An 18,871-nucleotide genomic window follows, 5' to 3' on the forward strand; every position below is an offset into this window, starting at 1 on the left:
TGAGAAAATATTTTTCTAAAAATCAGATAATTATTTATCTAAAAATTACCATGCATCAGAATGTATTGAGATTGATGTACCACTACCTTTAATGTTACCTACAAGCAATACTCGTTTACTTTTTATACCTAAAAACTTACACCTTCCAATCTTTTCATCTGTATAAATAACGTTTGATTTCATTGCTTTTAAGTTGATTTTTTGATTGGGAAATATCCTAAAAATAGAAGTATTAGGATTATTTACATCACAAAATAAGTCATAGTTTGATGTTACCCATTTTTTCTTTATTTTAATCTGTTCATATAAAGAGAATAAGACAGTATCTACTTTTGATTTATTTTCAATAATTATCAAAAGACTATCTTTATCTTCTCTAGCAGATATTGATAACATCTGTGTTTGAGCAGATGCTATATTAATATTAAATATGAACATAAATATTACAATAAAGCTGACTTTATTCCGATTCCTTTTTTTTTTTCGTGCCTCCATTTGTTCTATGATTTCTGTTTGGATAATCAACCATAACTTCTATTGATTGGTTGCCCTCTTCTCTATATTCTCTCAATTTAGTAAATAAAGCACTTTCTACCTCAGTACAACCATGAGAATAACCTTTCTCAGAGTCATGGAAATAAAATGATTGAGGTGTCAAGTTAAGGGCATGCCAACTGAGATTGGAAAATAGGTTTTCTTTCAATCAATCTTTTTATTAGATTGTTAAAGATAGTCTCTTTGCTTTGTGAGCGATTGATTCTAAAACTATACTCAGCTAAATAGCGGTCTATATTAAACTCTGAAACCCAAGAATATATACCTCGTATCCAAGATTTTACTTGGTGTATTACTTTGTGTAATGTAGAAAAATTCTTTCTGTCATTACTCGGTTTTTGAGTTATATTATAGTCCTTTATAGGTCTATAGCCTTTCCATTCATCAGTCGTTATATAAGCTGTCTTATCAATGTGTTTATCAAATATTGTTCGTAATGATTTTGAGGAATAGTCAGGAATTTTAAATGCATAAAAACGTTTAACTTTACCTTGGTTACTAAGTTGTATCGCACAAAGAACTTTCTTTTTCTTTGTGTGATAGCTTCTACCTTGTTTTCCTTCCTCTTTTCCTCCTATGGTAAATTCATCGACTGGAAGCTAAGTATTCTTCGCAATCTAAGTCTGTTTTAAAGCGTTCAGTAAACTCTAAGAGGCTTTGTCCTTTGAATAATTCCATAATACATTAATTTTCAGAATGCAAATATATGAAAATACTTTGACACCTCAAACAAATAATAATCCTTTAACAAGAAATACAATAGTCGTCCCTTGTCATTCGTAATTCGTCATTCGTCATTCGTCCCTCGTCATTATCATTTCGCCCATTTCCTTTTGTAGTCAAAGCCGGCGTTGAGCAATATTTTTTCCTTGTGCAGGTCTTCTAAATAGGCTAAATCGTTGTTGTAAAGGGGTTTGCTAAGGCATTCTACAGCTATGGGCTTGCCTTCCTTGGGCGCTAACAAAATATCGATAGTATAACCACCAAACTCGTAGTCCATAGTGATGCGCTGGTCAGGGTATTTTTCTTTGAGCTGACGGTAGGTTTGTTCTTTAAAAGCACTTTTACTTTGCTGGTCGATATCGGTGTGTTTGTGTCCGTAGAGGTCGAGTTCCGATAGGATTTCACGGCGGAGAGCATCATTGCCGTCGCTTACAGCACGAGCGTAGGCGAGGTAGGCGTAGAGCACAGCGCGGCGGTTGTTAGCACCTTCTTGTGCTAAAGCCTCTTTATAGGTGGCTAACAATTCTTCGGGGATAGAGTTACACACGTATATCTGTTCCTTGGCGCGGGTGATAATCACGTTTAGCAGTTTGTAGCCTTTGGAGAAGTTCAGCGGACCAAAACTCTGTACGAACTTGCCCCCTTTCTTCTTGCCATAAGTTACCGATAAGATGATGATATCGCGCTCGTCACCTTGTATGTTTTCCAAGTTCTTGATAAAGAGTCCTGCTTGTTCTAAGGCATTGATTTTCTCGCGGAAAGCCGTTTGCGTAGGGTCATTTTGCTTTTGGAGTATCTGTTTGCGTATGTAGTTGCGTTGGGTGATGTTGAAGGTCGCAATCCCCACCGATGGGTAACTACCGTCAGGACGAGGTTCTATTTGTGAGAGAATACGCAATACTTCGGCAGCTTCCTCACGGTTGATATGCTCATCAAAAGTCCCATTTACCTGAGTGAAATGGATAGGGGTACGGCTTTCGGTGCTCGGTAGCGGACGCAATCGGGCGTTGTAGAAAGCGTGGTTAGAAAAATCAATCAGATAAGGGTGTTTAGAACGATAGTGAAAATCTAAATGGTTCTTACTGAATTGGTATTCCAAAGCGTAATCCAAGAGTGACTCTATGTTCAGCATCGCATTTTTGTAGGTGAGCACTTCATCTTCTTCCTCGTTATCGTCGTCATCTTCGGCAGTACCGTCGAATACTTTGCTAAAGTAGTTAGATGGCGGCATTTGGTGTTCATCACCTGCGATGATAATCGTCTTGCCTTTGAGCATAGCCGGCAGGTTGTCTTCAAGTTTCAGCTGACTTGCCTCGTCAAACACCACATTGTCGAAATAGAAATTCTTACCCTCAAACAGGTTGCAACAAGCATCGGGGGTGGTGAGGATAATAGGGAAGAAACTCGTAAAGAGGTCGGTGTCCTTCATTGCTATTTGTCTCAAGGTAAGGCGGTTGTGTTTTTCACTTTTGCGCTTGTTGTAGAGGTTTGCCACAGTGAGTTCCTTGTTTGCTTCTTCAAAAGTTTTTACTGCTTTGCGTTGCTGGGCATTCCAGTAGCCCTCGATAAAATCTTTTTGGGAAGAGGCAAAGTAGTGTACTTTCTTTTTAAAATCGGCGTAATCGCGCTCGTTGAAGTTTAAAGAATCATCGGCATTTTGTTGCAAGAGCAAGGTGTAATAAGCGTGGAGGAAAGAGGCTTCCCAATGTGTTACTTTGGTAAGTGATAAAACGATGCGCTCTTGGAAATCGTTGAGCGATTGGAAGAATGCAAACCACTCGTACTGAACTACCAAAGGCTGTGCAGGGTCGGCTTGATAGCTGTTGTAGGTCGCCAAACTACGGGTGATAAAGGCTTCAAACTCGGCAAAGGTATTGCCAAAATTGAGGGTGTCGAGCCAATTATCAACTTCTATGCGGCTTTTAAGTGATTTTACTTCGCTTGTGAGCTTGTCTAAATCGGCATTTGCAAACGAACGATCGTAGTAATTCAGCAGGTCTAAGGCAGCGAAATCAGCATTGACTTTGCTGTCGAAATCGGTCTGTGCTTGGGCAATGGCAGGAGTGTACTCGGCGATAATAGTTTTGTTGACCAATAAGTTATCCGAAATAGCAATGGACGAAAAATTGCGGTGCAAACTGAGTGCTTTAATCGCTGTACAGAGTTCTTGCAAGCGTTTTTGAGTTTTCAGTACCTGCTTTTTCTCAGCAGAAAAGAGCGCCGAGAGCTTGTAGAAAAATCCTTTGGTCACCTCTGGCTGATACACAGGTGAAGTAGGGGGGAGAGTAGCGGTAATCAGCTCATACTCATTGCAATATTGCGCTAAGGTATCCAGCTGTTGTGTAAATTCTTCTTTGCGTTTGTGCAAGTAATAGGCTTTATAAACGGCTACCTGCTGCTGTATAACCTCCCACTGTTGCGCGTATTGTTTGAAGGCTTCAGCGAGTTGTTGCTGAGTGTTAAACAGATTGGTAGCGGTGAGTTTTTTAGGGTTAAACAGATGATTTTGAGCGTAAGGCGCATACCGTTGATAGAGCGGCTCACCTTGTTGCCAAAGGGGTGCGAGAGAGGTAAATTCTTCATCGGTAAACTGAAAAGAGAAAGCCGAGAGGTCAAGGTCTTCTCTATCTGTTTCATAGCGCATTAACTCCGCCATTACATCTGTCCACGACAGTTGGTTGAGGAGCGGTTGGTTGAGTTTGTGGTGAATAGCATTGATATCTGTTGTAATTTTGCGCATTGCTTGCACTTGTTCGGCAAGGAGATTTTCGGGGAAGGCGGGTGTTTCTTTTTTAAACTCGGCATTATCTATATGGTTACGCACGGCATCTACAATCAGCTTGCGATCGGCAATGGCATCTTTTATCATTGTGCAATACCTACCCAAACCTTTGTTTTGCAAGGCGTTGTATAGCACTTCGAGGGCAGTTTGCTTTTCGCAGACTACTAATGTTTTCTGTTTGTTTTCCAAAGCATTGATGAGAATTGCCGTGAGCGTTTGGCTCTTGCCTGTCCCTGGAGGACCTTGAATAAGTATTTTTTGCTGACTTTTCAGCGATTCCAAAATCGATTGTTGAGAGGGGTCGGTTTCAATAGCGCTCAGCGATTGGAATTGTTCGTTGGCTGTTGCCTGCAAAGGCACAAAATCCTTTTTCAGCGATTCGTAATCGTTGATGATATTCTGCTTTTGGACTTCAAAGAGGGAGAGTATACCACATTTTTCTATAAAAGCATCGCCTTTGTTAGGCAAAAGTTCTTCGTACTCCGCTTTGGTTTTTAGGGGGAGAATCTCGGTATAGTTGTTCAGCAAGAAATCCAAGTTTTGGGTAACTTTCAGTTGGTTGAGGATATCCGAGCAAATAGAGTGCAGTTCAGGTTTATCGATTTTTCCATCTTCCAGCATCTCGTCGGGGATAGGTTTGAGGCTTACGCCCGAATCGTTTTGCAGGTGATTGGTGAGCACCTCGTTTAGGTAGATAGGGTCGTCCTCATTGCGGCTTATGACCCACGTATTCATTTGGGTAGCAGGCTTTATCTTCACCGACCAAATTAGGATAGGTGCCGCTGTGAGTTGTCCGTCGCCCATATCGCGGCGCAATAGTATGGGGAAGCCAAAACCCAGTGTGTTCACCCCTTTTTCGGAAGTGATAACCTCGCTTTGGAACATTAGGTTTTCGATGCTATCTACGAGTTTTTCGAGGGCAGGATTGCGTTCAAAGCTGTTGTTACGGCTCTCGGAAGAGGCGCTACGGCGGTCGATATCAGTACTTTCGGTATCGTGAATAGAAAACGAAAAGTTGAGGTTGCGCAGGGTGAGGAGGTCGAGGATAAAGCGTTCGGGCAAGCTCTTGAAGATAGCCGAAAGTCGTGCGATATCAAATTTATAGCGCGAAGCAGCAGGAATAGCGTTGAGGTGAACGCCACGACGGTTGCCTACTTTGAGTTTGTTCTGTAGAGCGGTGAAGATTTCTTTCATAATTGTGAATAACGAGTTACGAATAACGGGGCAAAGGTAGTTTATAATTAGCAGATTAGCAAATGAGAAAATTAGGCGACGAGTAAATTAGAGGAGAGCATTGTTAAAATTTATACTATTATATGAAAAAAATTGTCATTCTTCGTTTATGATTCGTAATTATTTTATACTTTTGCCGCCCAACAGACACTATAATAGTATTTTTTAACCACTCAATGATGAAAAAACTTAGTAGTATTTTTTTTGTAAAATACTTGTTGATAGGAATTTGTAGCCTATCTTTTGTTAATTTAAACGCACAAACGTGCGATGAAAACGTACTAAAAGCTCTTGAACAAACGCGAGCTACCACTTTCGAAAATGTGAATGTAGGAAGTGAGGGATATTTTTATATTCGTTATCCTTTTCCAGGTACTACTTACACTTTTACAGATGATAAAGGAGGATCCTATTCCTTGCGTTATGTAGTGCCTAAAGGAGGTACAGAGCAGGTTTTTTTAACCATTCCGGTAGGGAAAGTGCATCAAAAGCGCACTTTTTCTTTGAAAGCAACCAATGAAGGTTGTGTCTATCAATCGGGGTATATCTATAATATAACTCCTCAAATAACCCCTACCTTATCATTGAGAATAGAACCAGAATGGTGTAATGATTCAGGTGCTATTTACTATCAATTGATAGGAAAAAATGTCAATCCATCGGATTATAAGGTGTATTACAAAAAGAGTTCTGAAACTGCTTATAGTTTTAACACTGATAGATTGGTAGATGCTTCTTTGGGGGTTCGTACCCTTTCCAGAGGGGATTATGACCTTATCGCTAAGCACAATAGCGATGCTTCTAAAAATATAGAACAAAAAAATATTACAGTTGTTAACAATCTTGAAAATATAGATTTTACCCCAACCTTTGTGCCTACTCCTTGTGAAGGCAATGGAAATATAAAGGTAAGAGTAAATTCGGGTAAATATCCGCTTTACTTCACTTTGTATAATAAAGAACGCAACAAAATAGTGCGTCCTAAACAAACTTCTAATGTTTTTGTTGGTATCCCCAAAGGAGAGTATCAGGTACTTGTAGAGAATTTCTGTGCCATAGGTGGAGGAACCCAAAGTTTTAGACCCGTAGAGGTTGGTGATTTTAATTTTAAAATTACAGCCCTTCTAAAAGACTTTACTCTCAAAGAACATACTTGCGAAAAATTACAATTCTCGGCTGCGAAATTAGAAAGTAAAAATGTTTATCAAATTTGGCAAGCTAATACAATTCCTTATCCTTTTACTATAGAACTCACACTTACTTCTCCTTCTAATAAGGTATATCCTTTTACTTATGTTATAAACAGCCAAGATGAGTTCACTAGATTTTTTGACATAAGTAGTGATTACTTTCAACTTCGAGAAACATACCAAAACATTCCTATAGAATATGGTAATTGGACTCTTACTGGGCGATCTATCGTTTGTGACAAAGCAACTCCTTTTCTTCCCGTTACTAAAAAATTGTTCAGTAGTATAGAAAACTATGGAACTATACTATCTTCTTATGGTGATACTTGTACAGGAGCACAGATAGTTACAAGTCATAATGGTGCTTGGAATTCTAATTTGAATATGACAGTGTATTATGTACTTGAAGAGTATCCTGCTCATTTCAATCCTAATACAGCAGGCTTCTACAAAATCAATACTACAAATCCATTGCTTGCAGATAAATATGTAAAGAAAGTGGTAGGAGTTAGTAGTGCTCAAACTATTGTAACAGGAGATCATCTGCGTACAGGTGATGTATTTCGTTTTAGAGTAGTATCAGAAGATTGTAACAAAGAGATTCTTCTTGCTCCTCTTGAAATAAAAGCATCCTCTAAAAGAGGAAGTATCAACAATTCTTCAATAGGTAGTTGTAAAGCCGATAAAAACGGAAGTAAATTTGCTTCTTGGTGGATGTATAAAAGCTATTTGGATATATCAGAAATTAAAATTATAAATTTTGATGGAGATGCCACTCAGTTCCCTGCAGGTTTTTCGTTACCTTATGTAGTAAATGATAAAGATAGAATATCATCAAGCAACCAAAACTGGATCTTGAGAGATTTGCCCATAGGAAAATATACCTATGCATATACAGATGTATGTGGCAATGTGCAAACCTCTACCTATGAACTAAAAGAAGAGATCTATTCAGTAACTTTTGAAGATGATTGTTTCCCTAAAGTAAAAGGTATAAGAAAAGGCGACGCAAGAGGATGGACAACTTTTTATATAGAACGTTTTGACGAGACTACAGGTAAGTGGAAACAAGCTGAGTATACAGGTGATTTGCTCAATAGACCAGGAACAACCATTTCTACAGTTAAAGGAGAAAGAAAAGGAAAATTCCGTGTAGTACGTATGCTCTATACGCGTCCGGAACTTGGTAGTAGTGCTTTTGATTGTGCTATAGTGGTTGCCGAAAAAGAATTTAGAGGGACTTTGAGAAAGCCTAAAGCTATAGGCTTTGGTTGTAGTGGTAGCAAATATCACGTAGCAATTATCCCACAAGGAGGAACGCCTCCTTTTACATATACTTTAGTGTCTAAAAAAGTGCCAGGACATCCAGAAGAAAAACTCAATCAACACAGTGATAACGAAAACTTCTTCCTCAATGTAGATGCTACCGACTTAAATACTTACTATGTGTTTAAGGTAACTGATGCTTGTGGACAAGGAGATACAGTAGACGGTGTGATTGCTAATTTTAAAGCCCCTGAAATTACCGCTGATAAAATTGCATATTGCAATGGACAGCCAGCAGTGCTTACCCTTCCTGATATGGGAAGCAAGATTAAAATACAATGGTATAAAAATAACGACACAACTACTCCTGTAGGAGAAGGAACCACTTTGGTTATTCCTTCTGTAACAAATGGCGATCAGTATAGTGTAAAATTAGTGTCGAGTTACGATGCTGCCATCAACTCTTGTTTGTCATTAGCTATTAAACCTTATATTTTCAGTAGTACAGCAGGAACTCCAGCTGTAACTTCGGTACAAGGACACGACAAACAGTTCTGTCTATCAACTAGTAAAGACTTTGATCTCAATACACTATTTACTGACACTAATCCTGCTCATCCTCAAATTACCAAACGTATTGTAGATAAGAATGATGTAATCTCTGTGCCAGCAAATGGAAAAGTAGAGTTATATTCATCAAATTTCTTAAGAAAAAATACATTCGTCTATCGTTTAGAAAATGCTTGTGGAGAGGTACTTACTCAAACTGAAGCTACTTTAGAAGTAAAAAAGATTTTTGATTTTGACAAACATCTACATTCCGATGTGACTATTTGTAGTGCTTCAACCTACAACGATATCAAGCAACTTATTTTAGAGAAAAGTAAATCAGAACTCAGAGCTAATGCTCCTGAATTTTTGTGGTATAACTCTTTAGAAGATGCTCAAAACGAAACTAACCCTATTGTAGGAACAGCTTCAATAGGTACATTAGCAGCTGATAGCCAAAAGCAACTCTATTTGCGACTTGCAAAAGCTTATTACTGCAATAGTGGTGTGATAACTATAACAGTACATCAGCTCAATACCAATGCCCCTGTTGCTAAATCCTTTACTGCTGCTTGCGCCCTAAATGTAGGAGATCTTAAAAAACTGATAGACCCTACTAACTTTAACAATATCAATATTTATCAAGGAGGAGAATCCTTGAATGACAATTTTGAATTTACAACCTATACAGGCATTACTTATACGCAAAAAGTAGGAATGTGTGAGTCGCAACCTGCTCCTGTAACACTGGCATCGCGCCCTACTACTCAAGCTTCACCACAAGCTCTATCAATTTGTACTAGCTACAGTAGGATTCAAAAATACCCTGCCTTTACCGTTGACGAGGTAAAAGCTGCCCTTCGTGAGCTATATCCTAATGCTACCCCCGATGGTATCAAAGTGTATAACTATAACAACAAAGAGTTCCTAAGGGGAGAGGAAGAAATATTGTTGACCTACCAGTATGCTACTTTTTCAATAGAAGAAGTAGGCAAATGTCCATCAGCTCGTTATTCACTTCTTTTTACCGAAAAGGAAAGAACAGCAGCTAAGTCACTAAAAATAACTTTGTGTGAGAATAGTACTGTGAGTGATCTTAAATCATATATTAGTGGTAGTGATTTGAAAATATACAAATCAGATGTATTGCAACAAGATACAGCTCCTATAGATTGGTCTTATGTTAATACTTATCAATATACTATACAAGAAAATGGCAAATGCCCTAGCTATAAAACAAATCTAATACTCAACAAAGTTACTGATAATGTAACCCCTATTGCCGAGAGAGGAATCGACTTGTGTGGCACTACCCGACCTACAGTAGGTCAGGTTAAAGCTTTATTGGGTAATAATGCGCGTATTTATCTTAAATCAGGTAATACCTATTATGAGCGATTGAGTGACAATGAGCCTATCAGTACCAGTTGGCTTTGTTACTACACTCTTCAGGAGGCAGGGAAATGTATGAGTGAAAAAGCACCGCTTCGAATGAATTTTACATTTGCAGCTCCTAATGAAATAGAAAGTTTACAAGTGTTTTGCGGAAGTCACCTTACTGTAGCAGATTTAGAAACCAAAAAACGAGATGTGCGTTGGTATAGAGAAGCTACAGGAGGTACAGCTCTATCACTTGATGAGCCTCTTGTAGAAGGGGATTATTATGCTGCTCAAATGAATGGTGCTTGTGAGAGCGAACGCAAGAAAGTGCAAGTGTACCCTTCATTAGTTATAAAAAGCCTAAAAGCTGTCCCTACAACTATAGAAAAAGGTAAAAATACTTGGGTTAATTATTATGTTACATCTGTTCCCAAAGCCATATTAAAATACCGTATAAATGGTGGAGCAATACAAAAAAACACCATTAGTACAAATGGAACTTTGTCTTTTTCTCATTTAGCCACAGATACTACTACCTTAGAAATCATAGAGCTTACTTATAATGAGTGCACTATTACCCCTCATACAACACTTACTGTTAACACTGTTAGTGAGTGTACTACCCCACCAGCACCTCAGTTTGCTGCTATAGATAATGCAGTAACTACTATGAACGGGATAGAGGTAAAACGCAGTTTTACTGGTACGCCACTCTTTACACCTGCTTATGGAGCTCACTGTCAATCATCTTATAATGCAGGCTATGCTTGGTTGAGAACAGGAGATAATTCTAAACTTACCTATACTTTTAGCCGCCCTGTAAAGAGTGCTACTGTATGGTTACTTTTGATGGGAAATACCCCAAATGGAATAGATAAAGCTAAGATAAGCCTCAATTGTGGCAATGCACAACTAAGCAAAGTGTATGATTGCAAAAACAATATTAATCTTAATGGATCAACAATTACTTCGGCTAATGGAATTGTAAATGATGTTGCTATAAAAGTAAATAGCACTAAAGGAGCTTTTACTGAGTTGGTAATAGAAGATCTTGTGGAAGCTAGTGGTTATGGTTTCTTTGTGGAAATTTGTCCTACCTCAGTGATAGAGTTAGATGTATTTGAAATTACAGAAAATCCTCAGCCACAAGCAGCTTGTGTAGGTAGTGATGTGAATTTTACCTCTAAGGTGAATTTTAAATATAATTACAGAGGAAAAATTAACTATCAATGGCAAAAATCAACAGATGGAGGTGCTACTTTTGCGGATATAGCAGGAGCTAATGGAGTTTTCGCAAACAATGTGATATCTACTACTCTCACATCTGTAACTGCTGCCGATAATAATAGCCTTTATAGAGTAGTATATACTTATACTGATACTGCTATGCTCTGTGATACTGTTATCACCCAAACTACTACTGCAGCTACCCTTACTGTAAATACACCTATAAATGTATCTCACCAGCCTGCTGATGCAACCTATTGTAAAGATGCTGTAGCTGCCCCTCTTAGTGTGGTTGCTACGGGAGCAAACCTTAGATATCAATGGTATCAAAACACTACTAATAGCATAGAGGGAGCAACCCCATTGACAGGCGAAACAGGCGCTACCTATACTCCTTCAACAGCTAAAGGAGAGGTGCAATACTACTTTGTAAGACTGTTTAGCAATAGTTGTACACAAGATAGTGCTTTTGCTAAAGTAACTGTACAGAATGCTACCACTATTGTCAGTTCACCAGTAGGAGCGACCTATTGCCAAAATGCAACGGCTACCCCGTTGAGTGTAATAGCTACAGGAGTAGGTACTTTGCATTATCAATGGTATCAACATCACAGCAATAGCAATGTAGGAGGAACCTTACTTGCTGGAGAAACCAATGCTACTTATACACCGCTTACATCAGTAGTTACTACTACCTATTATTATACAGTGGTGAGCAGTGATTGCGGGATAGCAACCTCTACAGCTGCTAAAATAGAAATACAAACGCCTACTACCATTGTCACACAGCCGGCTAATCTAAAACTCTGCCACTTAGAACCTACAACTAACGCAATGCGAGTAGTGGCTACAGGTAACAATTTGCGTTATCAGTGGTACGACAATGGTACTAACAATAGCAATGTGGGAGGTACAGCTATTGTAGGTGAAGTGTACGATGCTTTTGTTCCACCTATAAACGCAATAGGTATTAAGTATTATTATGCTACTGTACAAGGTACTTGTGGTAATATAATTACTACTACAGCAGCATCTGCTGAGGTACAAACCCCTACAGCTATTACTTTGCAACCTCTATCAGTAACATATTGTAAGGGAACTGCCCCTACACCTTTGAAAGTAGAAGCTACTGGTATAGGTACCTTGAGATATCAATGGTACTATAAACCAATTAATAGCTCAACTCCTACAATTTTACCAAGAGAAACCAATAGTACCTACACTCCTGTTACTAGTTATGCGTATGCAAAAGACTATTTAGTAGTAGTAACCAGTGATTGTGGGGTAGTTACCTCTACAATAGCAAGAGTAGAAGTAAAATCTGAAGCAACAATTTATATATCTCCTCAGCGAGCTACTTATTGTAAAGGAGCACAAGCAATTCCTCTTACAGTACAAGCGTCTGGCTCTGAACCTTTTACTTATCAGTGGTATACAAATACAACAAATAATCAGGCAGGAGCTACTGCTATAGCGGGGGCTACTGGTAATACTTATACCCCTTCTATTGCTGATGCAGGCACTCGTTATTACTTTGTAGAGGTTAAGAACGATTGTAAAACGGTAACTAGCTCTATAGTAGATGTAAAAGTTCAGGAAATAGCTCCTCCTACCGTAACCCAAACCACCCACACTTTATGTTCCGGCACTAACCAAACCATAGCCTCTTTGCAACCGCAAGGCACGAACATCGTATGGTATGCTACAGCTACTGATGTAACACCTTTGGCAAAAACAACACCTTTGGTAGCGGGTACCACTTATTATGTAGCGCAGAAAAATGGCACTTGTGAGAGCGATAGAGTAGCCGTGGCAGTAACACAAGGCGCTTCAGGGAATGAAACACTGAACTTCCAAGCAACTAACAACTCACTCAACTGTATACCAACAGGTCAGTTGCGCTTCCAGATACAAAGTCCTGTAGCAGGTAAGACTTATGTAGTAGAGCTTGTTGAGATGCCAGCAACCTATACCGGTACGCGTACCTTTACCATTACAGAAAGCGACAAAGAGGGAGCTGTAAGTTTTGTGAAAGTTACAGGCTATAATATGTCAGCAGGTAGTTACAAAGCGCGTTTGATTAGTTGTAATACCTCTGTACCTGTGCCTGTTACCATACATACATTACAACGTGATTTCCCTACACCAGATAGAAATACGAATGATTTTGGTAGAGATCAACCCTATAGAAGCATTTTAGATGCTTCGGGTAATAAAGACTGCAACTATTTAGATATTCGTTATGATGGGAGAAATACAAATTCGCCATTGTACAAATATTTTAACACGCCAGAGCTTTTGGCTCTGTATGAGTATACGGCTTATTCTGATTATGATTTACAACACATTTATGGTGGGGATAAGAATAACCCTAATATTCAATGGCGCCCTGTATTCTCAGTGCCTGCGGGGAAAACAGTTGCTAATAATGTAAAGATGGTTTATTACGATTTGGGGGCTCACCACCGCACTTATAAAGATCTACAAACAGACCCTACTAAACGTCCAAATTTCTATTTCCGTATCAAAGGACATAATAGCTGTAATAATCAAGCAGATCCTATGCTTATAGGGGATATGCGTTTTATGGGGGCGAATGTAAATTTTGAAGGTACTTGTACAGCTCCTAAAATGTCTGTAAAACTATTCAATCCTATGTTTTGTGATCCTGCCACTTATGTAGTAAAAGAAAAAGCTACAGGGATACAGGTGGCTACAGGCTCTATCAAACAAGATGAGACTAAGGATTTATCTGTCTTGAATGGTGGCGTGCCTTTTGATAAAAGTAAAGAGTATGAAATCGTTTTAACTTCTGTAGATGGTCAGGTAATTACAAAAACAGGAAGTTTTGATGATTATTACAATTCACGAATACCTCAGGCAGGATTTACCATTGCTACAAGGTGTTTTGGAAGCCCTAATAATACGAAGGGGTATATAGAGATGATTTTCAGAGAGATGAAATCTCAGAATATATATTCTGTCAATGGTTATAAAGTAACCTTGGAAAGTGCTCCGGCAGGTTATACAGAAGAACCAGGAAAACTGAAGATAGGAGAAACAGTTACTATCACTTATAGAAATCCTAATTCAAGTACTAATAATATTTTAGCAGTCCCTTATCAAGATGACCTTAATAAGAACTTTACCCTTCCTGAAGGGATATACAAAATAAAGTTAGAAGACCCTTGTGGAAAAGTCATTTATTTGCGTAATACGAGAAACCCTATTGCAAATGATAAATTTCAACTCACTTATCCTACAGATTATCAAGAAAAACCATTGACACCTGAAACAAGAACTGAATGTGCAAGGGTGAATGTGTATCCTTTCAAAGGAAATCCAGCGATGGATTGGTTGAAAGCAGGAAATAGAAATAGGAATGTTTATGTGTATCTTTACAAGCGTCCTAATGGTATCAATGCAGGAGATGTAACGGTAAGTAGTGGTCTTAGTAGACAAATAGGAGGAACTGTTTATATCAAAGCAGTGTATGACCCTAATAATCCTGCCTCTGCCGACCAGTATTTCTCCTTGCCGAGAAACCAAAATTCTGAAGGTAGCTATACCTTTGTGTATGGAGGAAAGGTAGATGCTATCAGTAGTTCGGAAAATGATGTAGTGGATTATATATCAAGCAATGGCACCAATGGTTGTGTACGCACTTTCACTATCAGTGTAGATGATGTATTGCTCAACTTCGATAGAAATGGCTATATAGGCTATAAATGTGAAGATAATACTGGTAAAATCGTAGTAAAAGCTATCAATGGTATTGGCGGTTCTGGCAACTACCAATACGATTTGTACAACGTGAAAAACGGCACTCTTATCGAAAGCAAAACCGCTGCTAAGGGTACTGAAGTTACCTTTACTAATTTGGGAACTTTCACTGGAGGACAAAATAGTCGTTGGGTGAAAATCACCGATTCAGCTTGTGTTTCCGATCCTGTTTGGAAAGAATTGCCTATCACGCCACTCAACAACCCACAATTGCTCTTGGTGAATCCACTAAAAGATGCTTATTGTAAAGGAGAAACGGTGTCGATCACTTTACATTCCTTAGGAGCACCTGCTTATCAATGGACATTCCCTAATGGAAACGTGGTAACTACTACTATCCCTCAGTTGGTGATTCCATCTATTGATGCTCAACACGCAGGTGTTTACCGAGTAGTAGCACAAGGACTTACTTGCGCTGCCAATACAGTAACCTTTAACTATAACGTAAGAATTTTAGAAAAACCAGCTAACGGAAAAACCTATACTTTCTGTGCTGCTGCTACAGTAGCCGAATTAAAAGCCAAAGTAGCTACCGATACTAATAGCTTAAAAGTTTATAAAAACGGCACTTTGGTAACTGATAACAATGAAGTGCTTACTACTACTGATGCTTATACTGTAAGTCGTTTCAACGCTACTTGCGAAACAGATAAAGTAGCCGTAACAGTTACTATTAGCAATACTGTAAGTCTAACAGTACCAGCAACCTTAACAGTAACTTGTACAGCTGCCAATATCGATACGACAGTAAACAACTGGCTCGGTCAGGCTACTGTTACCGATACTTGTGGTACAGCGACGCTTACTCATAACTATACTACTGTAAAACCTGCGAACTGGTGTAATACATCAGTAGTAACAGTAACCTTTGTAGGAAAAGACCCTCAAGGAAATACAGTAACTAAAACAAGTGTCATCAAAGTAAATAGTACGCCAATTGTTGCCAAAGCTGATACTTACACAGTAACCAATGGTACTAGCACCACTACTACCACTGGAACGGTATTAGACAATGATAAACTCGGCACTAAAACGCCAACTACTACCGATGTAATCCTTACGGTAGTAACCACAACCACTGATGTAGTAGGCGCTACTAAAACACCTACATTAAACAACGATGGTACTGTTACTGTACCTTCGGGAACTAAATCGGGTACTTACGAGATAGTATACAGCATCTGTGAGCGTTTGAACCCTGACAACTGTGCAACCGCCACAGCCACTGTAAAAGTAGGCAGTACACCAATTGTTGCTAAAGCTGATACTTACACAATAACCAATGGTACTAGCACCACTACTACCACTGGAACGGTATTAGACAATGACAAACTCGGCACTAAAACGCCAACCACTACTGATGTAATTCTTACAGTAGTAACCACTACCACCGATGTAGTAGGAGCGACTAAAACGCCTACACTCAACAACAATGGTACTATTACTGTACCTTCGGGTACTAAATCGGGTACTTATCAGATAGTGTATAGTATCTGTGAGCGTTTGAACCCTAATAATTGTGCAACCGCTACCGCCACTGTAAAAGTAGGTAGTACACCAATAGTTGCCAAAGCTGATACTTATACGGTAACCAATGGCACTAGCACCACTACTACCACTGGAACGGTATTAGACAACGATAAACTCGGCACTAAAACGCCAACAACGACCGATGTGATCCTTACAGTGGTAACCACCACCACTGATGTAGTAGGAGCGACTAAAACGCCTACATTAAACAACGATGGTACTGTTACTGTACCTTCGGGAACTAAATCAGGTACTTACCAAATAGTGTATAGCATTTGCGAGCGTTTGAACCCTAACAATTGTGCAACAGCTACCGCCACTGTAAAAGTAGGCAGTACGCCAATAGTTGCCAAAGCTGATACTTACACTGTAACCAATGGCACTAGCACCACTACTACCACTGGAACGGTATTAGACAACGATAAATTAGGCACTAAAACGCCAACCACTACCGATGTCATTCTTACAGTGGTAACCACAACCACCGATGTAGTAGGAGCGACTAAAACGCCTACACTCAACAGTAATGGTACTATTACTGTACCTTCGGGAACTAAATCGGGTACTTATGAGATAGTGTATAGCATCTGTGAGCGTTTGAACCCTAACAATTGTGCAACAGCTACCGCCACTGTAAAAGTAGGCAGTACGCCAATAGTTGCCAAAGCTGATACTTACACTGTAACCAATGGCACTAGCACCACTACTACCACTGGAACGGTATTAGACAACGATAAATTAGGCACTAAAACGCCAACCACTACCGATGTCATTCTTACAGTGGTAACCACAACCACCGATGTAGTAGGAGCGACTAAAACGCCTACACTCAACAGTAATGGTACTATTACTGTACCTTCGGGAACTAAATCGGGTACTTATGAGATAGTGTATAGCATCTGTGAGCGTTTGAACCCTAACAATTGTGCAACTGCCACAGCGACTGTAAAAGTAGGCAGTACGCCAATAGTTGCTAAAGCTGATACTTATACAATAACCAATGGTACTAGCACCACAACAACTATAGGTACAGTATTAGATAACGACAAACTCGGCACTAAAACGCCAACAACTACCGATGTAATCCTTACGGTAGTAACCGCCACTACCGATGTAGTAGGCGCAACTAAAACGCCTACATTAAACAACGATGGTACTGTTACTGTACCTTCGGGTACTAAATCAGGTACTTACGAGATAGTATATAGCATCTGTGAGCGTTTGAACCCTGATAACTGCGCTACCGCTACTGCGACTGTAAAAGTAGGTAGTACGCCAATTGTTGCCAAAGCTGATACTTATACAATAACCAATGGTACTAACACCACAACAACTACTGGAACGGTATTAGACAACGACAAACTTGGTACTAAAACGCCAACAACTACCGATGTGATTCTTACCGTAGTAACCACCACCACCGATGTAGTAGGCGCAACTAAAACGCCTACATTAAACAACGATGGTACTGTTACTGTACCTTCGGGAACTAAATCAGGTACTTACGAGATAGTATATAGCATCTGTGAGCGTTTGAACCCTGATAACTGCGCTACAACCACAGCGACTGTAAAAGTGTTTGTTCCTACTGTGGCAACACCAACAACTATCGAAGCGGTGAACGATGGTGTAACCACTATCACTAGTACCACAGGAGGCACTACGCCAAGCGTATTGACTAACGATAAGTTGAATGGAGTACCGAACCCAAGTATCAGTTCAGTAACCCTTACTTGGAATACAGCAACTCCTACAGGCTTCACTTTGAACCCTAATGGAACAATTACGGTAGCACCAAACACTCCTGCGGGTATACACACGATAAGCTACACGATATGCGCAGTAGCAAGTCCTACGGTATGTAGCACGGCGAGCATCGTAGTAACGGTAAGTGGTACGACTACAAGCACTACCCCAGTGTTGCCAATAGCAGTAGATGATCGTTCTACAACCGCTATCAACACGCCAGTAGTGGTGAATGTATTGGGTAACGATACCCCTAACGGAGCAACCACTCCTAATGTGGTAACAAACCCTGCCAACGGTACAGTAGTTGTAAACCTCGACGGCTCTATCGAATATCGTCCGAATACTAATTTTGAAGGTACTGATACCTTTGTGTATGAAATTTGCAACACCGATGGTTGTGCTTCAGCAACGGTTACTATTGATGTGGTGAACAAAATAGTGCCTTACAATGGTATGTCGGTAGATGGCGATGGCAAAAACGATTATTTCCATATCGGAGGAATCGAGCGTTATCCTAACAATGTGGTACGTATCTACAACCGTTGGGGCGTGAAAGTCTTTGAAGTTGAAGGTTATGACAATGTTACTCGTGTGTTTAAAGGTATCTCTAACGGACGTGTAACTGTTGAGCAAGCCGAAAAACTCCCACAAGGAACTTACTATTATGTAATTGAATATTACGATAGTAATAACAATAAAGAATCTTTAGTAGGTTGGTTATATCTCAAGAAATAACCCTAAGGATAAAGCACAAAAAAGGCTGTTCAGCATCCCGCTGAATAGCCTTTTTTTTACTTTTCTTAACTTCTTCAATGTGCCCCCATTCTTGTTCGTCTAATATATGTTTTGTATATTTACGCACTAATACTTTGTACCTTATCTCCCAAAATGTTATATAGTTTAT

General features: G+C 39.4%; 4 protein-coding genes and 1 pseudogene. 1 reads left to right on the forward strand and 4 read right to left on the reverse strand.

Annotation, left to right across the window (positions count from 1 at the left end; translation table 11 throughout):
* Positions 1–45: 45 nt before the first annotated feature.
* From CGC57_RS07110 to CGC57_RS07120, 4 genes and pseudogenes are all read right to left on the reverse strand, one after another.
* Positions 46–396 (reverse strand): hypothetical protein, encoded by a 351-nt coding sequence (locus tag CGC57_RS07110; protein ID WP_232747203.1) that lies wholly within the window; start codon positions 394–396, stop codon positions 46–48.
* Positions 397–460: 64 nt separating this feature from the next.
* A complete protein-coding gene (locus tag CGC57_RS13000; protein ID WP_232747309.1) occupies positions 461–703 on the reverse strand; it encodes a hypothetical protein in 243 nt (80 codons plus the stop codon).
* A pseudogene (locus tag CGC57_RS07115) lies at positions 660–1,148 on the reverse strand (IS1595 family transposase); the annotation flags it as partial. The pseudogene CGC57_RS07115 and the gene CGC57_RS13000, both read right to left, overlap by 44 nt.
* Before the next feature lie 221 nt (positions 1,149–1,369).
* Positions 1,370–5,257: a DEAD/DEAH box helicase gene (locus tag CGC57_RS07120; protein WP_095898568.1), complete on the reverse strand. Its 3,888-nt coding sequence runs from the start codon at positions 5,255–5,257 to the stop codon at positions 1,370–1,372.
* Positions 5,258–5,469: 212 nt separating this feature from the next.
* On the opposite strand from CGC57_RS07120, the gene CGC57_RS07125 reads away from it, so the two are divergent.
* Positions 5,470–18,702, forward strand: a complete 13,233-nt coding sequence (locus CGC57_RS07125) for a T9SS type B sorting domain-containing protein (protein ID WP_157909311.1) — start codon at positions 5,470–5,472, stop codon at positions 18,700–18,702.
* The last annotated feature ends 169 nt before the right edge of the window (positions 18,703–18,871 follow it).

The sequence above is a fragment of the Capnocytophaga sputigena genome (assembly GCF_002302495.1).
Taxonomy (GTDB): domain Bacteria; phylum Bacteroidota; class Bacteroidia; order Flavobacteriales; family Flavobacteriaceae; genus Capnocytophaga; species Capnocytophaga sputigena.

Excerpts from the sequence above, each read along its gene's own strand:
- CGC57_RS07110 (WP_232747203.1), bottom strand. The coding sequence starts at position 396 with ATGTTATCAATATCTGCTAGAGAAGATAAAGATAGTCTTTTGATAATT.
- CGC57_RS07125 (WP_157909311.1), top strand. The coding sequence starts at position 5,470 with ATGATGAAAAAACTTAGTAGTATTTTTTTTGTAAAATACTTGTTGATA.